The sequence below is a fragment of the Solwaraspora sp. WMMD937 genome (assembly GCF_029581175.1).
Taxonomy (GTDB): Bacteria; Actinomycetota; Actinomycetes; order Mycobacteriales; family Micromonosporaceae; genus Micromonospora_E.
On the sequence record NZ_CP120738.1, the window covers coordinates 2,537,534 to 2,558,185 of the forward strand.

The following is a 20,652-nucleotide window of genomic DNA, read 5'->3' on the forward strand; positions in this document are numbered from 1 at the left end:
GGCGGACAGATGGCAACCTCGCACAAGCTCACCCTGGTGCCGTACCTGCAGCGGTGGGACCACACCGGGCGGACGCTGACCGTACGGCTGCTGGTCGCCCCGGCCACCGACCCGCTCGCACCGCTGCTCGCCGCCCCGGCCGGCGTGCCGGCCTTCGCCGACGCACACCTCGCATTCGCGGTGTCCCTCTCGGACACCGTCGGGGCGCTGCCGCAGCGCGACCGGGTCGACCAGACCGTCGTGATGCCCGCCGCCCCGGCGACGCTGCACGCCCCACACGCCCGGAGCATCTTCACCGCGATCGGCGCGGCACTGGAGATCCCGCCCGGCCCGGCCGGCGACACGTTCGCCCCGCAGCACCGCGACGCCACCCGGCAGCTGCGCAAGTACCTGCCGGGCAGTTATCGCCGGTCGTTCGGGTTCGTCCGCCCGCGTACCTCGCTCGCCGTCACCGACGCCAGCTACCACTGCCTGATGACCTGCCCGCCGGACCCGGCGCCGACGGTGCCGCCGACGGTGATCGGTTGGGGCGAGGCGATCGCGTACGCGCTGCGTCGCCCCCGGCTCGCCGAAGCCCTCGGCTTGGTCGTCACCCTCGACGTGCCGATCGACGCCGACCCACGCCTGGCCGCCGGCGGCTGGCTCTGGGTCGACCTGGCCGCCCACAGCGACTATGCCGACGCTGCCAGCGCCGACCCGGGGCTGGTCCGTGCCTTCGCCACCCGGGTACCGCCGCTGCCCGCCGCCGACACCCGGCCGGTCTTCACGCCGGTGGCGTTCCCGGTCAGCGCCGACGCCGCCGAGGCCGGCACCCTCGGCAACTACGACAAGGTCTTCGCCGAGACGCTGCGCTTCGACGACGGCTTCGCCAAGATCGTGCACGCCCGGCAGCCGGTCAGCGCCGACCTGCTCGACGAGACCGGCGACGGCGCGCCGATCGCCCGCGACGAAGGTGTCCAACTCGGCTGGGACGACGAGGACATCCTCGAAGGGCAGAACCGGGCGCTCGGTGCCCCACCCGACGGTGAGGATCCGGTGCTCGCCCCCCGCGGCGTGCTCGGCTACCGGGTCGACGTCCGGCCGGCCGGCGGCACCGACTGGACCTCGCTGTCCCTGGTGGATGCCCCGCTGGCCGTCGGCGTCGACCTGGGTGCGGCCCGCGAGGAACGGTGGACCGAGGTGGCCCCGGCCGAACACAGCGGCCAGCTCTGGCTACCCGCCTGGTTCGTCCGCTGGCGCGGCGGGTCGCTCGTCGTCGACACCGACGACGAGCAACGGCTCATGGAGGTGCCGCCCGGCCCACCGGAGCAGGCGGTGCCGGTCGACGCCGACACCGTGGCGCTGCGCTACGGCCAGTCGTACGAGTTCCGGGTCCGGCTCGCCGACCTCACCGGTGGCGGCCCGCCGGTCGACGCCGCGCCGGGCCGGGTCGGCGAGGCACCGGTCGCGCTGCTGCACCTGCGTCGGCACCGCCCGCCGGCCCGGGTCGGGCTGGACCCCTACACCGTGGAACCGGACGGCACCGTCGCGGCGCTGCGGGTGCACCGGCCGCGCCTGGGCTACCCGGAGGCGGTGTACGCCGTCGGCCCGGCCGCCCGTACCGACCTGCTCGCCCAGATCGCCGCCAACGACGCCGCCCCGCCGGAAGCGGTGACCGTGCCGGGCGTCGCCGACCCGGACGCCGTACTGCTGCAGGTCCGGGTGCTGCTGAAGGCCCCGGCGTTCGACCCGGCCGCCGATGCCGACGGGTACGTCCAGTGGTACACCACCACCCGGCTGTTCCCCGACGACGCCACCGCCGCGCTCGACCTCGACCTGACCTGGGTCGACGCCGGTGACTACCGGTCGGTCGACGTTGCCGACCAGCTCGGCCCGGACGGGCTGGTGACCGGCCCGGTCACCGTGGTCACCGGGCGGGACCTGCGGCTGGAGGTCCGGGCGATGGGCCGCGACGACCTCGGCTACTTCGGCAGCGACGCCGCCCGGCGTGGCCCGGCCGAGCTCATCGACCTGCACGGGACGGCCGACCCGGCGAGCGAAGCCGATTTGCTGCGTCCGCTGCCGCCGGCCGACAGCCTTCGGTCGGTGTTCCTGCGCCCGGACCCGGCCGGCACGCCGGCGGCCGTGGCGGCCGTCGCCGCCCAGACCGCACCCACCCCGGCGTTGCTCGGCCGGCTGGCCGGCGCGCTCGACCTGGTCGCCGACGGCACGACTCTGCTCGGCGTGCCGGGGGAGCGGGTGGTGTTCGGCTGCGCCGGGCTCGGTCACCACCTCGCCCCGGACGGCGGCAGCGTCGAGTTCGCCGATCCGACCGAACTCGCCGGGCGGTGGCTGCACGCCGTATCCACGGTGGTGGACCGGGACTGGACGTGGCGCGGCGCCGGCTCACCGACGCTGACGGTGCGGCGCACCGTGCGACTGCCGGACGCCCCCGACGCACCGCAGACCGTCACCGACGTCGGCGTGATCGAACTCGTCGACTCGGTCAACGTGCAGGCCACCACCGGCGACACCGACCGCGGCTTCGTCCGGATGGTCTTCCTCGACGCGGTGGCGGCACCGCTGGGTCCGGACGGGCTGCCGTACGAGCCACAGGTCGACTACGACCTGGAGTTCCGCCTCGGAACCGGCGACGTGGTGCGACAGGTGATCTCGTCGACGTTGCCGATCGTCACTGCGCCGAGGCAGGTGCCCCGGGTGGTCGCCGCCGGCATCGCGCTCACCCCGTACAGCACCGACGCGTCGTACGCGGCGACCACGCCCCGGATCCGGCGACTCTGGCTGGAGTTCGCCGAACCGCTGGCCGACCCGCGTGACGCCTACTTCGTCCGGCCGTTGACCGTCACCCCGGACCCGATGCTGCTGCCCGGCACCGAGCCGGTCGCCGACCCGGCCGCCGTGCCGACCCTGCCGCTGGACCCGGAACCGGTCCGGGTGATCACCCCGGGCCAGGTGCAGGACCTGGCCGGATACGCCACCATGCAGCGCCTCGAACCGGCGGCCGACAGCGACCGGCACTTCCTGGTGCCGCTGCCGCCGAACACCGACCCCGGCTCGCCGGAGCTGTTCTCGTTCTACACCTACGAGATCCGCGTCGGCCATGACCGTGGCCCGCTCGACGATCCGCTCTGGTCCACCGCCCAGGGCCGGTACGGCGAGCCACTGACGTTGGAAGGGGTGGCGCATCCGGCACCGGAGCTGGCCGCCACGGTGCTCGCCGAACCGGACGGTGCGGTGCGGGTCCGGGCCCCGTACGCCGTCCCGTACGTCGGGCTGCGCCGGGTGTTGCCGGACCCGCCGAACACCCAGCTGTGGGCGGTGCTCTACGCCCGGGTGATGCAGGCCGACGCGGGTACCCGGCGCAACGTGCAGGTCGACCTGCGTCCGTTGTGGATACCCCGACGACAGGTCGGTCCGCGTTCGGTGCCGTTGCCGGTGGAGGGGGAGACGACCTGGTCAGGGGCGGAGGTGCGGGCGGCGCTGGAGGCGGCCGGGTTACCGTCCGGGCTACCGGTCAGCGTGCTCGTCGTCGAGGTGTTGCCGGAGCCGAACGGGAGCTTCGCCGACCCGCTCGGCGGCGACCTGGGCCAGGTCCGGATCCTGCGGACGTCGCCGCTGTCCGCCGTCGACCGCGACTGCTGCGTACCGTGACGCCGACCGGCCGCCAGGGCAGGCGGCGAGGCGGGGCGTGCCGATCCGGTAGGAGCGGAGTCCCCGGGTCCGGGCAGCCGTCGGCGTCGACTGCCCGGCCCGGGGACTCCGCTGGCTCGTGGTCAGCCCGCCGTGCAGGTGACGTTGCCGGGTAGCCGACTCGCACCGCTGGCCGACGTGATGAAGCTTGCGGTGGTCGAAGATCCGGCGGACAGCCGGCCGTTGTAGCTGGCGTTGGTCACCGTCACCTGGCTGCCCTGCTGGCTGAACGTTCCGCTCCAGCCCTGGGCGACGGTCTGCCCGGCGGGCAGGGCGAAGGTCACCCGCCAGCCGTCGATGGCGGTGGAGGTGGGGGTGCTGTTGGTGACCGTCAGCCGCCCCTCGTAACCGCCCGGCCAGGACGCCGGTGCCGAAAGGGTGGCCGTGCAGGACGACCCAGGTGTGGTCGGCGGGGCGGTGGTCGGCGGCGAGGCGGCGCCGGTGCTGAACTGCCACCAGTCGACGTCGACCAGGTAGCCGCTGCCACCGGTGAACGCGTGCGGGTCGATCTCGCCGTTGGCCACCAGCGGGTGGCCGAGCGCGTCGCGGATCGGGCCGGTCGGGCTGTCCGCCACCGCGACTCCGATCGCCGTCGAGCTGGTCGCCCTGGCCTTCACCGGTACGTACCAGTAGAACCTGCCATTGCGTTCGATGACGTGGCCGGCCCGGGCGTCGGCGCTGGCCCAGCTGAACGTGGTCAGTTGCACGATCGGATTGTCGGCCCGGGCGGGGGTGGCGATGAGGATAGTCGCCACGCACAGCAGGCTCGCGACGAAACCGATGGCGCGGTTGCGTCTTGTTCTTGTCAAGGTGACTCCTCGCTGGAGCTCTGACGGGTGCGTGGAGGCCAACCAGGCCGACTGCCGGCGGACGATGCCGGCAGTCGGGACAATCACCTGGTCATGATGCGAGGGTGCCCGGACGACGTGGAGCGATGCTGTCGACGCGTCCGTGCCACCTGCCGCACATACGGCGCGGTACGGTGCGTCGAAGCGTGCCCTTCGCTCCCGTGACCGAGGATAGCTGTTATCGATAACACCAGCAATCCATCGATGGCCCCCGAGTAGCCTGGGTGCCTGTCGTTGTCCACAGAGGGTGGCCGAGCGGTGGACGGGCTGACCTGGATGAAGCAGATGTTCTCGCTAACAGGACTCTGCCGGTCTCCGCGTGCTGCGGTTCGGGCGCGCCCGACGATGCCCACCACGGCGACGGGCGGGCGCTGGCCACCGGCCGCACCCGACTGGCAGCCGGACCGTGCGTGGGCCGCGGCGGGCGTACGGACCGTCGATAGTGTTTGTTGCTCAAATGATCACAATGACGAGAGGAAGGCTCTCCACCGTTCGTGATCGAATTGGAGACTGCGATCACGGGTCTTCGAAGCCCGGACGTGAACGCGGGTTTCGGTTCGGGCTACCTCGACACACTCTCCGCTACCGCTGCGACTGCTCTTGCGCCAACTGGGCGGTGGTGGTGACTGCGGCACGGGTCCTCCCCTCGTTCTGCGAAGACACACCCGCCGCCGTGCGGATCCGTCGGTCAGCGGGAGTCGCCTCGCCGATCTGAATACCGCTCGATATCGAACATCCGAGGTACAGGCGTACGCATATGCATCTTGCTGCCGATCGCCTCGAAGCGGTGTCGACCGAGTTGGACATCGCGCTGCGGCATGCAGAGGCGTCGCGGGTTGCCAACGACTCGCCGACGGCCCGGTCAGTCCCAGGCACGGCCGAGGGTGTGCAGTTGGTCGGCGTACTCGACGCGGTCCGGCCACGTCGTCGGCCAGGCCGCCGTTCCGTACACCGCGCCGAGGAAGGCCCCGGCCAGACAGGCGATCGAGTCCGAGTCACCGGAGGTGGCCGCCCCGCGGGCCAACCCGCCCACCGGGTCGTCGGCGTGCCACAGCGCGCAGAGCAGCCCGGTGGCCAGGGCCTCCTCCGCGATCCAGCCCTCCCCGGTGACCCGGCAGGCGTCGCCGCCGTCGTCCCCGGCGGCCAACGCCGCGTCGAGCCGGTCCAGTACGTCGAGACACTCGTCCCAGCCCCGCGAGATGAACCCCGTCGGACTGTCCGTTCCCGGCCGCTGCCACAGCGGGCCGAGCCAGTCGTCGCGGTACACCTCCCGCTGCCCGCGACAGTGCTCACGCAGCAGGCCCGGCAGCGCCGGCAGTGGCGTACCCGCGCGCAGCAGCCGGACCGCGACGGCGGTCAACTCGCTCGCGGCCAGCGCGGTCGGGTGTCCATGGGTCAGCCCGGCCTGCAGTTGCGCGATACCGGCCACAGTGTCGTCGTCGTAGGCGTCGACCAGGCCGACCGGGGCGACCCGCATGTTCGCCCCGCAGCCCTTCGACCCGGCGACGGTGGCCTGCTGCCAGGCCACCCCGGTGGCCAGTTCGCCGCAGGCCCGCAGGCAGGTCATTCCCGGGGCCCGGTTGTTGTCCGGGCTGGCCGCCCAGGCCAGGAACCGGGCCCGGAGCAGCGGCTCCAGCTCGTCCGGGGTGGCGGCCGGGGCGTCGTGCAGCGCCCAGCCGACTGCGAGGGTCATCTGGGTGTCGTCGGTGACCAGCGCCGGATCGCCGACCAGCTCACGTGGCCCGGCCAGGCCGTACCGGTGGTGGATCTCGGCGACCGTCAGGAACTCGGTCGGCTTGCCGAGGGCGTCACCGTACGCCAGCCCGAACAGGCACCCGGACGCCCGGTCATCCACCGCCCGGTGACCACCCACCGCCGTACCATCCACCGCGACCTCCCCCGTCTCGCCCCGGTCGGCAGGCTAGTCGGGCCGGTCAACCGGCGCGCGTCCCACCCTCGGCACCCGGCACGACACCGGCCGCCAGCAGATGCGCGGCGAGCAGCGCCGGCTCCCGGCCGTAGATCCGGGCGATTCCGAACGCGTGGTCGAGCACGACGTCCGCGTCCGGTGCGTCGGCCGTCGCCTCGGCCGTCGTCCACTCCGGACCTTCGATCCCCTGTACGGTGACCCGCGTCAGACCTGCCGCCTCGAACTCGTCGGCCAGCTCCTCGACGCGGTGGAAGTAAGCCATGGTGAAGCCGATCCCGGGGTTGCTGCGCCCGTCGGTGAGCAGCGTGGGCGCCTCTCGTGTGATCGGCTCGGCCCACCGGCGGGTCGCGGCGAAGTGGAGCGGGCCGGCGAAGCGGGAGATCGCGGCGGCGACGACGAGACCGCCCGGTCGGGTCACCCGGACCGCCTCGGCCAGCGCGGTGACCCGGTCGTCGCGGTTCACCAGATGGTAGAGCGGCCCGAGGAGCAGCGTCGCGTCGGCCCCGCCGACGTCGAGGATCCTGGCCGGCGATGCCGGAAGCAGTTCGTCGAGCAGTTCGAGAGTACGCAGCCACTCCGCCGGCCGGACGCGGGTCGGCCGCCGGCAGTCCTCGGCTACTCCGGCCGTGCTCCGAAATACTTCCGGAAGCTCGGGGTGGCCGGCGAGCGGCCAGAGGCGCCGTGCGGCGGGAGTAGGCGACGACCGGGCCGACCTGCCGATCGGCCAGGCAGGACCGTTGGCCTGCTTGAACGCCTACCCCGCCGCAGGTGGACCGGCCGGCGCCGTGTTTCCGTAACGTTTCCGAAAGTTGTTGACAAGTAGCCGACTGCCTCATACCGTCGTCCCATCGACTTATCTCTATGATCGTCGATCCCCACCACCGCGCGGTACGGCGCCGATCCCCGGCGGCGGTCACCGTCCACGACAGGCTGTCGGGTCGTACCGCACCGCTGGCTCCCGCCAGCCTTCAAGAGGAGGAAACACCTACATGAAGGACACTGTCGTCAAGCCGAGAAGGCGCGGCCGCATGCGGCTGCTGATCGGCACCGCGTGCGCCGCTGCGCTGGTCGTCAGCGGCATGGTGATCGCCCCCAGCGCGCACGCCGAGGCCGACCGGTACCTCAGTTCGAACCAGACCGGTACGCACAACGGATACTTCTTCTCGTTCTGGAAGGACAGCGGCAACGCCAGCATGACGTTGCGCGAGAACGGCCGGTACTCCAGTTCGTGGGACCGCAGCACCAACAACTGGGTCGGTGGCAAGGGCTGGGCCACCGGTACCCGCCGGACGGTCAGCTACTCGGGCAGCTACAACCCGGGCAACAACAACACCTACCTCGCCCTGTACGGGTGGACGCGCAACCAGCTCATCGAGTACTACGTGGTCGAGAACTTCGGTAGCTACAACCCGAGCAGCGGCGCGCAGCGGATGGGCTCGGTCACCACCGACGGCGGTGTCTACGACATCCTGCGCAGCCAGCGGGTCAACGCGCCGTCGATCGACGGCACCCAGACGTTCTGGCAGTACTGGAGCGTCCGGCAGCAGAAGCGCACCGGCGGCACCATCACCACCGCCAACCACTTCGACGCCTGGGCGCGCGCCGGGATGCAGCTCGGCTCCAACCACAGCTACCAGGTGATGGCGACCGAGGGCTACCAGAGCCAGGGGAGCTCCGACATCAACGTCTGGGAGGGCGGCAGCGGCAACCCCGGACCGTCCCCGACCGGTAACCCCGGTAACCCCGGCAACCCGGGCCAGAGCAACTGCACCGCCGTGCTGTCGGCCGGCCAGCAGTTCGGCGACCGGTTCAACCTCAACGTCTCGGTGCAGAACGTCAGCAACTGGACGGTGACCCTCAGCCTGCACGGCGGACAGAGCCTGCAGAACAGCTGGAACGCCTCGGTCAGCGGCACGACCGGGAACATCACCGCCAGGCCGAACGGTAGCGGTAACAACTTCGGAGTGACGATCATGCATGGCGGCAACTGGACCTGGCCGACCGTCACCTGTCGAACATGACCCTGACCGACCGTCGATAGCAACCACTGTCGACAGGGCACATCTTGGGCGGGTCGACCCTGCGGGGAGGGTCGGCCCGCCCCGGTGCGCGTCCCGGTCGCCTGTCCGGTGGTCAACCCTTGACGCAGACCACCTGCCGCAGGTGCGCCACCACCTCGACCAGGTCGGCCTGCTCGGCGAGCACCTGGTCCAGGTCCTTGTACGCCGCCGGGATCTCGTCGACCACACCGGCGTCCTTGCGGCACTCCACCCCGGCGGTCTGCTCGGCCAGGTCGTCGACGGTGTAGGTCTTCTTCGCCTTCGACCGCGACATCCGTCGACCCGCGCCGTGCGACGCCGAGCAGTACGCCGCCTCGCTGCCCCGACCCCGCACGATGTAGGACCCGGTCCCCATCGACCCGGGGATGATGCCCAGCTCGCCCCGCCCGGCCCGGATCGCCCCCTTGCGGGTCACCAGCAGCGGCACCCCGTCGTAGACCTCCTCGGCCACGTAGTTGTGGTGGCAGGAGATCGGCTTGTCGAAGCGGACCGCCGGCACCGCCGTGCGCAGCACCCGGCACAGCAGCGCCAGCATGACCGCCCGGTTGCGGGCCGCGTACTCCTGCGCCCAGGTCAGGTCCCGCCGGTACGCCGCCATCTCCGCCGTGTCGGCGAGGAACACCGCCAGGTCGCGGTCGGGCAGGTCGGCGTTGTGCGGCAGCTTCCGGGCCGCCGCGATGTGCCGCTCGGCCAGCTCCTTGCCGATGTTGCGGGAGCCGGAGTGCAGCATCAGCCAGACCCGGCCGGCGCCCGGACCGCCCTGCTCGACGCAGACCTCGATGAAGTGGTTGCCGCCGCCGAGCGTGCCGAGCTGACGCTGCGCCCGGGACTCCAGCGCGGCGACCCCGGGGTGCAGGTCGGCGAAGCCGGACCAGAACCGGTCCCAGCCGGCGGTGGGCAGGCCGTGCACGCGGCGCGGGTCGACGGGGGTGTCGCGGGCCTGGAAGCCGACCGGGACCGCGGCCTCGATCGCGGTACGCAGCGCGCCCAGGTCGTCCGGCAGCTGCGCGTCGGTCAGGCTGGTCCGCACCGCGGACATGCCGCAGCCGATGTCGACGCCGACCGCCGCCGGGGCCAGCGCCTGGCGCATCGCGATCACCGAGCCGACGGTGGCGCCCTTGCCGTAGTGCACGTCGGGCATCACCGCGACGCCGTGCACCCACGGCAGCGTGCCGATGTTGCGCAGCTGCTGGCTGGCCTGCGGCTCGATGGTCGCCGGATCGGTCCATACCTTGACCGGGGCCCGGGTGCCGGGCAGCAGCGTATGAGTCATGGAAACTCCTGGGTTCGGTACGGGGAGCGCGACGGTGACCCGGTGCCGGCTGCGGTACCGGGAAAGGCCGGTGTTGATCGGCGAGGATCAGCGGGACAGCGGTGAGGACCTGCGGGACTGCTGGTGGGCGCGGCTCAGCCGCGTCGGGTGGTGGCGGGTCTCGCCAGCGCTCGCATCGGTGGCTCCTCGATCGTCACGGTGCCGATCACGCTAAAGGCCGCTGGCCGGTGGCGGCAATCGGATTGTCGTCGGTGCGGGCGCCCCGGGCGCGCCGGGAGGCGGCGTAGGTGACCGTACGGAGCCGTTGGATCAGCCCGCCGGTGCGCAGCCGCAGCGGAGGGTGACCGGTCGGATCGAAGGCGAGCGCGGCGTCGACAGCGGACGGCAGTGGCTCGCCGACGTCGATCCGACCGAACGTCCGCCAGTGACCGGTGCCGGTGGCCGCCGCCAGCCGCAGCGCGATCGGGCGACGGGCGGCGACATCGGCTAGCTGCTCGACCGCGCCGCCGAGGCGGCCCGGGGTGGCCGGCGACACGGCCAGGTAGATCCGGTGCCGACCGTGCCGCAATGACAGGATGCTGCCGTACGTGGTGGCGAAGTCGCGCCGGAGCAGTGGCAGGTGACGCAGTACCGGTGCTCGGCCGGCACTGGACACCAGCAGGTCGACCGGGCGGTCCGGGGCGTGGACGCGGACCGCAAGGCCGAGGATGTCCGGCCAGCCGGGCGGGGTCGGGGTGCCCCGGGAGAAGCGGATGACGGCCGGCCAGCGCCCCGCCGGCAGGAACCATTCGGCGAGCGGTCCCCAGAGCTGGACCGCGCCGGTGAACGAGCAGCCGCGCGGGTGCAGCAGCCGGCCGCCTCGTACGTGCGCCAGCCAGGCTCCGAAGGTCACGGCGTAAGGCGTACCCAGGTTCGGGGTGATCTACCGCCGATGGTCGGCGTCGGTGCCGTTCTGCTGTGGTTCCGGGCGCTGTTCCCGGCGTCCCCGGACCAGCTCGGTGGCGAGGGCGTCGAGCCGCTGAGCCCAGAAGTGCCGGTAGCGGCCGATCCATTCGTCGACCTCCCGCAGCGGTGTGACATCCACGGCATACAGCCTCCGGGTGCCGGCGGCGCGTACGGTAGTGAACCCGTTGTCCCGCAGCACCCGCAGATGCTGCGACACCGCCGGCTGGGAGATGCCGAACTCGGCCTGGACGACCGCGCCGAGGTCACCGGCGGAGCGCTCGCCGTCGGCGAGCAGCTCCAGGATCCGGCGACGGACCGGGTCGCCGAGGACGTCGAACGCGTGCACCGGTCGAATCTATCCGTGGTGACTTATATAAGCAAAGGTGCCGGGTCAGCCCAGGCCACCGGTGGCCGCTAGCTGCCGCGCTCACCGGCCGACCGGGTCCATCGCCGGGTCCGGCCGCGTCGGATCGGCGACCGGCAGGCATGCTGGAGCCTGTTGATCGTGCGGCGTAGCCGACGTGGGTGTCCGGTACGTGCCCTGCCCGGAGGCCACCGAGGCGGGCGTCCGGGTCACCGCCGACCCGGGCACAGCCAGATCGAGATCGTGCTCAGCGCGTAAGGAGAATCCCGACATGCCCGTATCATCACCGTCCGGCCCGGTCTTCCCCGGCAACTTCCTCTGGGGTACGGCGACCGCGTCGTACCAGGTCGAGGGGGCCGCCGCGGTGGACGGCCGGACGCCCTCCATCTGGGACACCTTCGCGCACACCCCCGGTCTGGTCACCAACGGCGACACCGGTGACGTGGCCTGCGACCACTACCACCGGCTGGAGGAGGACCTGGACATCCTCGCCGAGCTCGGCGTCGGCGCTTACCGGTTCTCGATCTCCTGGTCCCGGGTGCTGCCGGGCGGCGGCAGCCAGCTCAACCAGCGGGGCGTGGACTTCTACTCGGCGCTGGTCGACGGGCTGCGGGCCCGGGGGATCGCACCGGTCGCCACCCTCTACCACTGGGACCTGCCGCAGGAGCTGGAGGACGCCGGCGGCTGGCCGCACCGGGACACCGCCGAGCGGTTCGCCGAATATGCCGGCCGGATGGGCGAGGTGTTCGGCGACCGGGTGCACACCTGGATCACCCTCAACGAGCCGTGGTGCTCGGCGTACCTGGGCTACGGCTCCGGGGTGCACGCCCCGGCGCGTACCGAGCCGGCCGCCGCGCTCGCCGCCGTGCACCACCTCAACCTCGGGCACGGTCTGGCGGTACGCGCGCTGCGGGCGAGCATCGACCCGGCGGCCCGGGTGAGCGTGACGTTGAACCTGCACCACGTGCGGGGCGAGTCGCCCGGCGACGCCGAGGCGGTCCGCCGGATCGACGCGCTGGCCAACCGGGCTTTCCTCGGGCCGATGCTGGACGGGGCGTACCCACGGGACCTGATCGACGACACCGCCGCGGTGACCGACTGGTCGTTCGTGCACGACGGCGACGAGGCGGCCGCGCACGCCCCGCTGGACCTGCTCGGGGTGAACTACTACAACCCGGTGCTGGTCCGCCAGTGGGACGGGGTGTCGCCGCGGTCGACCGCCGACGGGCACGCCGACGGGGCGGCCTCGCCGTGGATCGGCGTCACCGACGTCGAGTTCGTCACCCAGCCCGGCCCGTACACCCAGATGGGCTGGAACATCGACGAGACCGGGCTGACCGAGCTGCTGCTGCGGCTGCACCGCGACTACCCGGGGCTGCCGATGATGATCACCGAGAACGGGGCGGCGTTCGACGACGTGCTCGACGACGACGGCCGGGTCCGTGACCCGCGCAGGGTCGACTACCTGCACCGACACCTGACCGCAGTGGCTGCGGCGATCGACGGCGGCGCCGACGTGCGCGGGTACTTCGTGTGGTCGCTGATGGACAACTTCGAGTGGGCGCACGGGTACGGCAAGACGTTCGGCATCGTGCACGTCGACCGGCAGACGATGCGGCGTACCTGGAAGGAGAGCGCGCACTGGTACCGGCGGGTGGTGGCCGCGAACGCGCTGCCGGCCGCCCGCTGACCGCGAACTGCCCGGATTCGGTTCACCTATCGACCTGATAATTCCGATCGACATGCTAGACATTGCCGGTCCGGTCCGGCACCCTCGACAGGGTGGACTGGGTATTGGTGCTGGCCGGTTGCGGCATCGGGATCATCGTCGGGTTGACCGGCATGGGCGGCGGGGCGCTGATGACCCCGATGCTGGTGATCTTCTTCGGCGTACCGCCGCTCGCCGCCGTCTCCAGCGACCTGGTGGTCAGCGCGGTGATGAAACCGGTCGGCGGGCTGGTGCACATCCGGCGGCGGACCGTGCACTGGTCGCTGGTCGGTTGGCTCTGCCTGGGCAGCGTGCCGAGCGCGTTCGCCGGCGTCCTGCTACTGCGCTCGCTCGGCGACGGCGAGCGACTGCAGCAGGGCATCAAGGTGGCGCTCGGGGTGGCGCTGGTGCTGGCCGCCGCCGGCCTGGTCTTCCGCACCTACACCCGGATGGCCGAGCACGCCGCCCGCCGCCGGACCGGCACCGCCGGCCTGTCCGGCAGCGACACCGCGCCGGCTGAGCCTGCGCTGCGGGCCCGGCCGGCACCGACCGTGCTGATCGGTGCCGTCGGCGGTCTGATCGTCGGGATGACCAGCGTCGGTTCCGGTTCGCTGATCATCATCGCGTTGCTGATGCTCTACCCGCTGCTGCGGCCCGCCTTCCTGGTGGGCACCGACCTGGTGCAGGCGGTGCCGCTGGTGATCGCGGCAGCGGTCGGGCACCTGCTGTTCGGCGATTTCCGCCTCGATTTGACCGCCTCGCTGCTGCTCGGCGCGGTGCCCGGGGCGTGGCTCGGCGCACAGCTGTCGTCGCGGGCACCCGGTGGCCTGGTCCGTCGGGCGTTGACCCTGGTCCTGCTGGCCAGCGCCATGAAACTGCTGGGCGTGCCGGACATCCCGCTGCTGGTGGCGCTCGCCGCCGTCGTGGTCGCCGGGTCATTCGGCTGGATGGCGGCCCGCCGCCGGCACGGCCTGCCCGCGCTGGCCCGTACCGAGCTGCGCGAACCGGACCGGCCAGCCGACCGGGCCGAACCGCTGCGGGTCGGCGGCCGGTGACGGTCGGGACCCCGTGACGGTCGGGACTCCGTGACGGTCAGGACCGAGACGGTCAGGACGGCTGCCACGGGCCGCTGACGAACCGGCCGTCCTCGTCGAACGGGTACGGGTTCGGCCGGCAGCCGCCCAGATCGGTGCCCTGCAGCCAGCGGCGCAGGTTGATCATGACGGTGGTGCCGAACCGGCAGGAGAAGACGCCGGCCGTGGCCGGCCCGACCTGCCCGCACAGCCGGTCGGCGAACCCCGTACCGTCGGCGGCGGCGACCTGCCCGCCGGCCGCGCCCGGCGGGTGCCACAGTGGCTCCGCCGGTGCGGTGCCGCACCCGTTTCGGTTCGGGCCGCCGGCTGACACTATGTCCAGATGGACTCTTGGCGACATCCACTCACCGTGCCGCGGTCCAAGCGGATCCGGCTGGTGGTCGACAGCGACGCGTGCAATGAGGCCGACGACCAGTACGCGATCGTGCACGCACTGCTCACCCCCCGGTTCGACGTGCGCGGGCTGGTCGGCGCGCACTTCGGCGTCCGAGATGGCCTGGACACCGCTGCCGCCAGCGTTGCCGAGATCCAACACCTGCTGGAGCTGATGCGACTGCCGGCTCCGCCCCCGGTGGCCGCTGGGGTCAGCCGTCCACTGCGGGACGCGATCGGCGGAGCACCCGGGGTCGACCTGATCGTCACCGAAGCCATGCGCGACGATCCGCTGCCGCTGTTCGTGGCCTTTCTCGGGCCGCTGACCGACCTCGCTGCAGCGCTGCGCGTCGAGCCGAGGATCGCCGGGCGGTTGACCGCCGTCTGGATCGGCGGTGGCCCGTACCCGGACGGCGGTGCCGAGTTCAACCTGGGTAACGACGTCGACGCCGCCAACGAGGTGTTCGAGTCCGAGGTGGAGCTGTGGCAGATCCCCAATGCGGCGTACGGCATGATGCGGGTCGGTCTCAGCGAACTTGCGGTCCGGGTGGCGCCACGTGGGCCGGTCGGTGCGTACCTGTTCCGGCAACTCGTCGAACTCAACGACGTGATGGGTGGCAATGCGAACTGGCCGGCGGGGGAGTCGTGGGTCCTCGGCGACTCCCCGGCCGTCGGGGTGCTGCTGGACGAGCACTGGATGGATCACCGCCAGGTTCCGGCACCGATCGTCCGGCCTGATCTGAGCTATCAGCAGCGGCAGGACCGCTCGCGGACGATCCGGGTCTACGACCGCGTAGACTCCCGGTTCGTGCTGGAGGACCTGTACGCGAAGCTGACCCTCGCGTACGGCTGAAGACGTTGGCTAAGGTCGATCCGATGCACCGGATCGACGACACGGCGCCCGCGGCGCGCTGGGAAGACGCCTTCCTCACCGGCAACGGTGAGTACGGGCTGATGGTGCACGGCGACCCGACCGCCGAACGGATCGTGGTCGACCACCACCGGTTCGTGCTGCCCAACGGCACCCGCGACCTGCGGCCACCGGAGCTGGCCGGGGTCATCGAGCAGGTCCGCGACCTGATCCTGGCCGGCCAACGGGCCGAGGCCGGCCGGCTGCTGGCCGGGGGCCGGCAGCTGGAGTGGACCCAGTCGTTCCACCCCGGCTACGCGCTGACCGTTGACGATCCGACCATCGCCGGCCGCCATGTCGAGCCGGCGCCACTGTCCGCCGACTACCTGCGTACCACGGATTTCACCACTGGCGAGGTCACCGTGCGGTGGGCCGGCGACCGCACCCGGCGAGCCTTCGTCTCCCGGGCGGACCGGGTGGCCGTGGTCCGGCTCGCCGCTGGCGAATGCCTGCTCGGTGCCACCGGCGACCTGCCCGGCCGGCCGGCCGACGTCACCTACGACATCACCGCCTACCGGCGGGACGGGTACGCGTTCCTGCGGGTCCGGGGCAGCTATCCAACCGGCCTCGGGGCGTACGGCTTCGAAGGGCTGACCCTGGTGACTGGCGACACCGAGATCGTCGGCGACCGGATTCTGATCGGCGGGGACGCGCTGGCGCTGACCGTGCTCGACCGCTACGACGCGCCCGGCTGGGGCGCCGAGGCGTTGCACGCCCGACTCGCCGGGCTGGCCGACGCCGACTACCAGCGGCTGCTGGCCCGGCACGTCGCCCTGCACCGGCCGATGTACCAGCGGGTCGAGCTGCGGTTGCGGGTCGACGAGGCCGACCGGCGTCGTCCGGTCGGTGAACTGCTCGACGACCAGCGCGCCGACGGCGAGCGGCTGCTCCCCCCGCTGCTGGAACGGCTGTTCCACGCCGGCCGGTACCTGCTGATCAGCTCCAGCGGGGTGCTGCCGCCCCGGCTGACCGGGCTCTGGCTCGGCTCCTGGGACGCCGCCTGGGCCGGCGACTTCACCACCGACGCCAATCTGAACCTGCAGCTGGCCGGGGCGAACATCGGCGCGTTGCCGGAGGTGACGGCGGCGCACCGACGGTTGATCGCCGGCCAGATCGACGACTGGCGGCGCAACGCGCGGGCGGTGTACGGCGGCCGTGGCCTGCTCGCGCCGGGGCGCACCGACGGCGAGCACGGGCACCTGTTCCACTTCTGCGACGAGTGGCCCTGGCCGGCCTGGCTGCCCGGCGCCCACTGGCTGCTGTACCCGCTGTGGGAGCACCACCTGGTCACCGGGGAGCCGTTGGGGGAGGCGGCCGGTTGGCTGGTCGAGGCGGCCGAGTTCTTCGAGGACTTCCTCACCCGGGTCGGCGACGACGGCCGGTACGTGATCGTGCCGTCGTTCTCCGCCGAGACCGGGCCGCGCGACGAGCACGACGAGCCGGTCTACCCGGCGGTGAACGCCACCACGGACATCGCCGCCGCCCGGCACGCGATGCGGGTCGCGGGCGGGCTGACCGGTGCGTCCCGGTGGGCCGACCTGGCCGCGCGGCTGCCCGGGTACCTGGTGGACGAGCGGGGCGCGCTGGCCGAGTGGGCCTGGCCCGGCTACCGCGCCGACGACGACCACCGGCACGTCAGCCACCTCTACCCGGTCTGGCCGCTGCACGAGATCACCCCGGACGGCACCCCGGAGCTGGCCCGCGCGGCCCACCGGGCCCTGGCGGTACGTGGCGACGAGAACCTGTCCGCGCACGGCAGCCTGCACCGGGCGCTGGTCGCCGCCCGGCTGCGCGACGCCGACCTGGCAGCCGCCAACCTGCGGAAGATTCTCTGCTCGGACATGTTCTTCCGGTCGTTGATGAGCGCCCACAATCCGAGTCTGCAGACCTACAACGCCGACGCCGTGCACGCGCTGCCCGGCGTCCTGATCGAGATGCTGGTCGATTCGCGCCCCGGGTCGCTGCACCTGCTGCCGGCCTGGCCGGTCGAGCTGCCCGGCGGCACCCTGCGCGGGGTGACCTGCCGGGGCCGGATCACCGTCGAGGAGCTGACCTGGGACGCCACGACGCTGCGGGTCCGGCTCCGCTCGGCACTCACCCAACAGGTGACGGTACGCAGCCCGTACGGTGCGAGGGCGGTGGACCTGCCCGCCGATGAGCCGGTGGAGCTTTCCCTGCATACTTAGGCGATGCTTACCTCACTCCGGGCCGGTCGGGGTGAGCGCGTCGGACAAGATGTGACCCAAAGTGCTGGAGGGGTGACTGTTGGTCGGCGGCTTGGTGGGCTGCTGGTCGCCGTACTGCTGCTGGCCCTGACCGTCTTCGCCAGCCTCGCCCTCGGATCCCGTGACATCGCGCTGCCGGTGGTGGTCGAGGCGCTGGTCGACCGCGACCCGGCGGTCAACGACCACGTCGTCATCTGGGACCTGCGGCTGCCCCGAACCGTGATCGGGCTGCTCGCCGGTCTCGCGCTCGGCCTGTCCGGCGGGCTCATGCAGGGACTGACCCGAAACCCGATCGCCGACCCCGGCCTGCTCGGCATCAACGCTGGCGCGTCACTTGCCGTCGTCGTCGCGATCACCTGGCTCGGCATCGGCACCACCGCCGGCTACATCTGGTTCGCGTTCGGCGGGGCGACCCTCGCCGCGCTGCTCGTCTACGGCATCGGATCGATGGGCGGCGACGGCGCGACCCCGGTGAAACTCGCCATCGCCGGCTCGGCGCTCACCGCCGTGCTCACCTCGCTGATCACCCTGGTGCTGCTGACCAACCTGCAGACTCTGGAACGCTACCGGTTCTGGCAGGTCGGCTCGCTGGTCGGGCGGGACCTCGACACCGCCCGTACCGTGCTGCTGTTCATCGCCGTCGGCATCCTGCTGGCGCTGGTCTCCGGCCGGGTGCTCAACGCGCTCAGCCTCGGCGACGACGTCGCCCACGGACTCGGCCAGCACGTGGTTCGGGACCGGGCGGTCATCATGACCGCGACCGTGCTGCTCTGCGGCTCGGCGACGGCGCTCACCGGACCGATTGTCTTCGTCGGGCTGGTCGTGCCGCACGCCGCCCGCTGGGTGACCGGGCCGGACTACCGGTGGATTCTCGCGTACAGCGCGGTGCTCGGTGCCGCCCTGCTGGTCGCGGCCGACGTGCTCGGCCGGCTGATCGCGCCGCCCGGCGAGGTCGAGGCCGGCCTGGTCGTGGCGTTCCTCGGCGCACCGGTGCTGATCGCCCTGGTCCGCCGCTCCCGATTGGCCAGCGTGTGACCGCTGGTCTCGAGCTTCCCGCGCTGGGCCGGTTGCGGCGTCGCCGACGCCGCCGAGCCACCGTCGTGCTGGCCGGGTTGGCTGGGGTCGTCGTGATCTTCGCCCTGCTCAGCCTCAGTCTCGGCGCCTACCAGATCTCGTTGGACGGGGTGCTCCGCACGCTGATCGGGCAGGGTAGCGGCCGCGACGATTTCATCATCCTCAGCCTGCGGCTGCCCCGCCTGCTCGCCGGGATTCTGGCCGGTGCCGCGTTCGGCCTGGCCGGCGGCATCTTCCAGACCCTGTTGCGCAACCCGCTGGCCAGCCCGGACATCATCGGCGTCACCGGCGGGGCCAGCGCCGCCGCGGTGTTCGCACTGGTCTCGCTCGGTGCTGGCAGCCTCGGCGTGTCGGTCGCGGCGTTCGTCGGCGCGGCCGGTACGGCGACCGCCGTGTACCTGCTCTCCTGGCGGGGCGGACTGACCGGGTACCGCTTCGTGCTGGTCGGCATCGCCGCCGCGTTCATGGCGCACGGTGTCCTCGGCTACCTGCTGACCCGGGGAGAGGTCCGCGAGGCGCAGACGGCGTTGTCGTGGATGGTCGGCAGCCTGGGCAGCGCCCGCTGGCCGGAGATCGTCGTCCTGGCGACGCTGCTCGGCGTGTTGACCCCGGTGCTGCTGGCGTTGCGTCCGGCGCTCGGGCTGCTGCAGTTCGGCGACGACACCGCGACCGGCCTGGGGGTGCGGCTGGAACGCAGCCGGATCAGTCTGCTGGCGATCGCGGTGGCCCTCGCGGCAGTGGCGACCGCGGTGACCGGACCGATCGCGTTCGTGGCGTTCGTCGCCATGCCGATCGCCCGGCGGATGATGCGCTCCGGGGCCCCGGTGCTGCTGCCCGCCGCTCTGGTCGGAGTGGTGGTGGTGACCGGGGCGGACCTGGTCGCCCAGCACCTGCTGCCCGGCAACATCAAGACTCCGGTCGGCATCGTCACCGCAGTGATCGGCGGGCCGTACCTGCTGTGGTTGCTCGCCACCGCCGGCCGGAATCACGGCTCGGTAACCAGGATTACATAGGCTAGCCAAACCTAACTTGCCCGTGGTTGCATGTGCTGACCTTCGCGGACGACCCGCGCTCGTAGGAGAGACAGTGATTAGCAGAAAACTCAGCCGCGTCCTTTTCGCCGCCCCACTTGCCCTCACCATCGGCCTGACCGCGTGCGGTTCCGGTGACGACTCCAGCACCGATGATGCCGCGACCGGTGGCAGCTCGGCCGGGTTCCCGGTGACCATCGAGCACGCCCTCGGTGAGACCACTATCGAGGACGCTCCGACCCGGGTGGTCGCCTGGGGCTGGGGCAGCGCCGACGCCGCTATCGCGCTCGACGTGGTGCCGGTGGCCATCCCGTTCCAGAGCTACGGCGGTGACGCCAACGGCGTACTGCCGTGGATCGCCGAGAAGCTCGACGAGACCGGCGCCGAGGTGCCCACCGTCCTGCCGGATGCCCAGGAACCGCCGTTCGACGAGATCGCCGCCGCCGACCCGGACCTGATCCTCGCCGTCTACTCCGGTATCGACCAGGAACAGTACGACCTGCTCAGCCAGATCGCGCCGACGGTCGCCTACCCGGGTGAGGCGTGGGCCACCCCGTGGCGTGACCTGATCACCACCGTCGGCACCGCGCTCGGCAAGAGCGACGAGGCGCAGACGCTGCTGGACGACATCGACGCGCAGATCGCCACCAAGGCCGAGGAGAATCCGCAGCTGGCCGGCAAGAGCGTCGCCATGGTCTGGGACTCCGCCGGCACCTTCTACGTCTACAAGGAGGCCGACCCGCGGGTCGAGTTCGCCCTCAACCTCGGGATGACCGGCGCGCCCAGCGTCAACGCCCTCGGCACCGACGAGTCGACGTTCTACTTCACCATGAGTTACGAGCAGCTCGACCAGCTCACCTCGGATGTGCTGGTGTCGTTCGCCACCACTCAGGAAGAACAGGACGCGTTCCTGTCCTCGCAGGCCGCGCAGACCATGCCGCAGATCCAGTCCGGGGCGGTCGCCTCGCTGGTCGGTGCCGAGTTCATCGCCTCGGTGTCGCCGCCCACCGCGTTGTCGGTCACCTGGGGCCTCGACGAGTACGTCGCCGCACTCGCCGAAGCCGCCGACAAGGTCGACGCCGCTTCCTGAACGACCACCCGACCCGACCCGGCTCGACCGAGCCGGTT

Annotated in this window: 17 protein-coding genes; 9 read left to right on the forward strand and 8 right to left on the reverse strand. The window is 72.0% G+C overall.

Translation table 11 applies throughout. From position 1 onward, the window contains the following. The first annotated feature begins 9 nt into the window (after window positions 1-9). On the forward strand, window positions 10-3,651 hold the full coding sequence (locus O7621_RS11055) for a hypothetical protein (protein ID WP_282233876.1): 3,642 nt from the start codon (window positions 10-12) through the stop codon (window positions 3,649-3,651). A gap of 122 nt (window positions 3,652-3,773) precedes the next feature. Here O7621_RS11055 and O7621_RS11060 read toward each other — a convergent pair whose 3' ends face one another. The 4 genes from O7621_RS11060 to O7621_RS11075 form a co-directional block, all read right to left on the reverse strand. Further along, entirely contained in the window at window positions 3,774-4,445 is a 672-nt protein-coding gene (locus O7621_RS11060; protein ID WP_282233877.1) for a cellulose binding domain-containing protein, read from the reverse strand. A 554-nt stretch (window positions 4,446-4,999) separates the two neighbouring features. Then, window positions 5,000-5,461, reverse strand: coding sequence for a DUF397 domain-containing protein (locus O7621_RS29165; protein WP_348775298.1), 462 nt, complete (start codon window positions 5,459-5,461; stop codon window positions 5,000-5,002). Then, window positions 5,401-6,426 carry an ADP-ribosylglycohydrolase family protein gene (locus O7621_RS11070; RefSeq protein ID WP_282233879.1) on the reverse strand — a complete coding sequence of 342 codons (1,026 nt, stop codon included), beginning with the start codon at window positions 6,424-6,426 and terminating at the stop codon, window positions 5,401-5,403. The genes O7621_RS29165 and O7621_RS11070 overlap by 61 nt, the downstream gene beginning before the upstream one ends. A 46-nt stretch (window positions 6,427-6,472) precedes the next feature. After that, window positions 6,473-6,931, reverse strand: a complete 459-nt coding sequence (locus O7621_RS11075; protein WP_282233880.1) for a hypothetical protein — start codon at window positions 6,929-6,931, stop codon at window positions 6,473-6,475. A gap of 526 nt (window positions 6,932-7,457) precedes the next feature. On the opposite strand from O7621_RS11075, the gene O7621_RS11080 reads away from it, so the two are divergent. After that, on the forward strand, window positions 7,458-8,489 hold the full coding sequence (locus O7621_RS11080) for a glycoside hydrolase family 11 protein (protein WP_282233881.1): 1,032 nt from the start codon (window positions 7,458-7,460) through the stop codon (window positions 8,487-8,489). Window positions 8,490-8,601: 112 nt separating this feature from the next. On the opposite strand, the gene O7621_RS11085 is transcribed toward O7621_RS11080, so the two are convergent. From O7621_RS11085 to O7621_RS11095, 3 genes are all read right to left on the reverse strand, one after another. After that, window positions 8,602-9,801: an RtcB family protein gene (locus O7621_RS11085; protein WP_282233882.1), complete on the reverse strand. Its 1,200-nt coding sequence runs from the start codon at window positions 9,799-9,801 to the stop codon at window positions 8,602-8,604. Window positions 9,802-10,006: 205 nt separating this feature from the next. Then, window positions 10,007-10,693: a phosphodiesterase gene (locus O7621_RS11090; RefSeq protein WP_282233883.1), complete on the reverse strand. Its 687-nt coding sequence runs from the start codon at window positions 10,691-10,693 to the stop codon at window positions 10,007-10,009. Between the two features lie 30 nt (window positions 10,694-10,723). Beyond that, window positions 10,724-11,092, reverse strand: coding sequence for a metalloregulator ArsR/SmtB family transcription factor (locus O7621_RS11095; RefSeq protein WP_282233884.1), 369 nt, complete (start codon window positions 11,090-11,092; stop codon window positions 10,724-10,726). A gap of 289 nt (window positions 11,093-11,381) precedes the next feature. Here O7621_RS11095 and O7621_RS11100 point away from each other — a divergent pair, with 289 nt between their 5' ends. Then, on the forward strand, window positions 11,382-12,800 hold the full coding sequence (locus tag O7621_RS11100; protein WP_282233885.1) for a GH1 family beta-glucosidase: 1,419 nt from the start codon (window positions 11,382-11,384) through the stop codon (window positions 12,798-12,800). Window positions 12,801-12,892: 92 nt separating this feature from the next. Beyond that, window positions 12,893-13,873, forward strand: coding sequence for a sulfite exporter TauE/SafE family protein (locus O7621_RS11105; RefSeq protein WP_282233886.1), 981 nt, complete (start codon window positions 12,893-12,895; stop codon window positions 13,871-13,873). A 52-nt stretch (window positions 13,874-13,925) separates the two neighbouring features. Here O7621_RS11105 and O7621_RS11110 read toward each other — a convergent pair whose 3' ends face one another. Beyond that, a complete protein-coding gene (locus O7621_RS11110) occupies window positions 13,926-14,252 on the reverse strand; it encodes a hypothetical protein (RefSeq protein ID WP_282233887.1) in 327 nt (108 codons plus the stop codon). On the opposite strand from O7621_RS11110, the gene O7621_RS11115 reads away from it, so the two are divergent. From O7621_RS11115 to O7621_RS11135, 5 genes are all read left to right on the forward strand, one after another. Then, the gene (locus O7621_RS11115; protein WP_282233888.1) at window positions 14,235-15,137 is read left to right on the forward strand and encodes a nucleoside hydrolase; all 903 of its coding nucleotides are present in this window, start codon (window positions 14,235-14,237) and stop codon (window positions 15,135-15,137) included. The genes O7621_RS11110 and O7621_RS11115 overlap by 18 nt on opposite strands. 23 nt (window positions 15,138-15,160) lie before the next feature. After that, on the forward strand, window positions 15,161-17,380 hold the full coding sequence (locus tag O7621_RS11120; RefSeq protein WP_282233889.1) for a glycoside hydrolase N-terminal domain-containing protein: 2,220 nt from the start codon (window positions 15,161-15,163) through the stop codon (window positions 17,378-17,380). A gap of 72 nt (window positions 17,381-17,452) precedes the next feature. Continuing rightward, window positions 17,453-18,454, forward strand: coding sequence for an iron chelate uptake ABC transporter family permease subunit (locus O7621_RS11125; protein WP_282233890.1), 1,002 nt, complete (start codon window positions 17,453-17,455; stop codon window positions 18,452-18,454). Then, on the forward strand, window positions 18,451-19,506 hold the full coding sequence (locus tag O7621_RS11130; RefSeq protein WP_282233891.1) for an iron chelate uptake ABC transporter family permease subunit: 1,056 nt from the start codon (window positions 18,451-18,453) through the stop codon (window positions 19,504-19,506). Before O7621_RS11125 ends, O7621_RS11130 begins: the two co-directional genes overlap by 4 nt. Window positions 19,507-19,579: 73 nt before the next feature. Next, window positions 19,580-20,614 carry an iron-siderophore ABC transporter substrate-binding protein gene (locus tag O7621_RS11135; protein ID WP_282233892.1) on the forward strand — a complete coding sequence of 345 codons (1,035 nt, stop codon included), beginning with the start codon at window positions 19,580-19,582 and terminating at the stop codon, window positions 20,612-20,614. Window positions 20,615-20,652: the final 38 nt, after the last annotated feature.

Excerpts from the sequence above, each read along its gene's own strand:
- O7621_RS11055 (WP_282233876.1), top strand. The coding sequence starts at position 10 with ATGGCAACCTCGCACAAGCTCACCCTGGTGCCGTACCTGCAGCGGTGG.
- O7621_RS11080 (WP_282233881.1), top strand. The coding sequence starts at position 7,458 with ATGAAGGACACTGTCGTCAAGCCGAGAAGGCGCGGCCGCATGCGGCTG.
- O7621_RS11085 (WP_282233882.1), bottom strand. The coding sequence starts at position 9,801 with ATGACTCATACGCTGCTGCCCGGCACCCGGGCCCCGGTCAAGGTATGG.
- O7621_RS11100 (WP_282233885.1), top strand. The coding sequence starts at position 11,382 with ATGCCCGTATCATCACCGTCCGGCCCGGTCTTCCCCGGCAACTTCCTC.
- O7621_RS11115 (WP_282233888.1), top strand. The coding sequence starts at position 14,235 with ATGGACTCTTGGCGACATCCACTCACCGTGCCGCGGTCCAAGCGGATC.
- O7621_RS11110 (WP_282233887.1), bottom strand. The coding sequence starts at position 14,252 with ATGTCGCCAAGAGTCCATCTGGACATAGTGTCAGCCGGCGGCCCGAAC.
- O7621_RS11120 (WP_282233889.1), top strand. The coding sequence starts at position 15,161 with ATGCACCGGATCGACGACACGGCGCCCGCGGCGCGCTGGGAAGACGCC.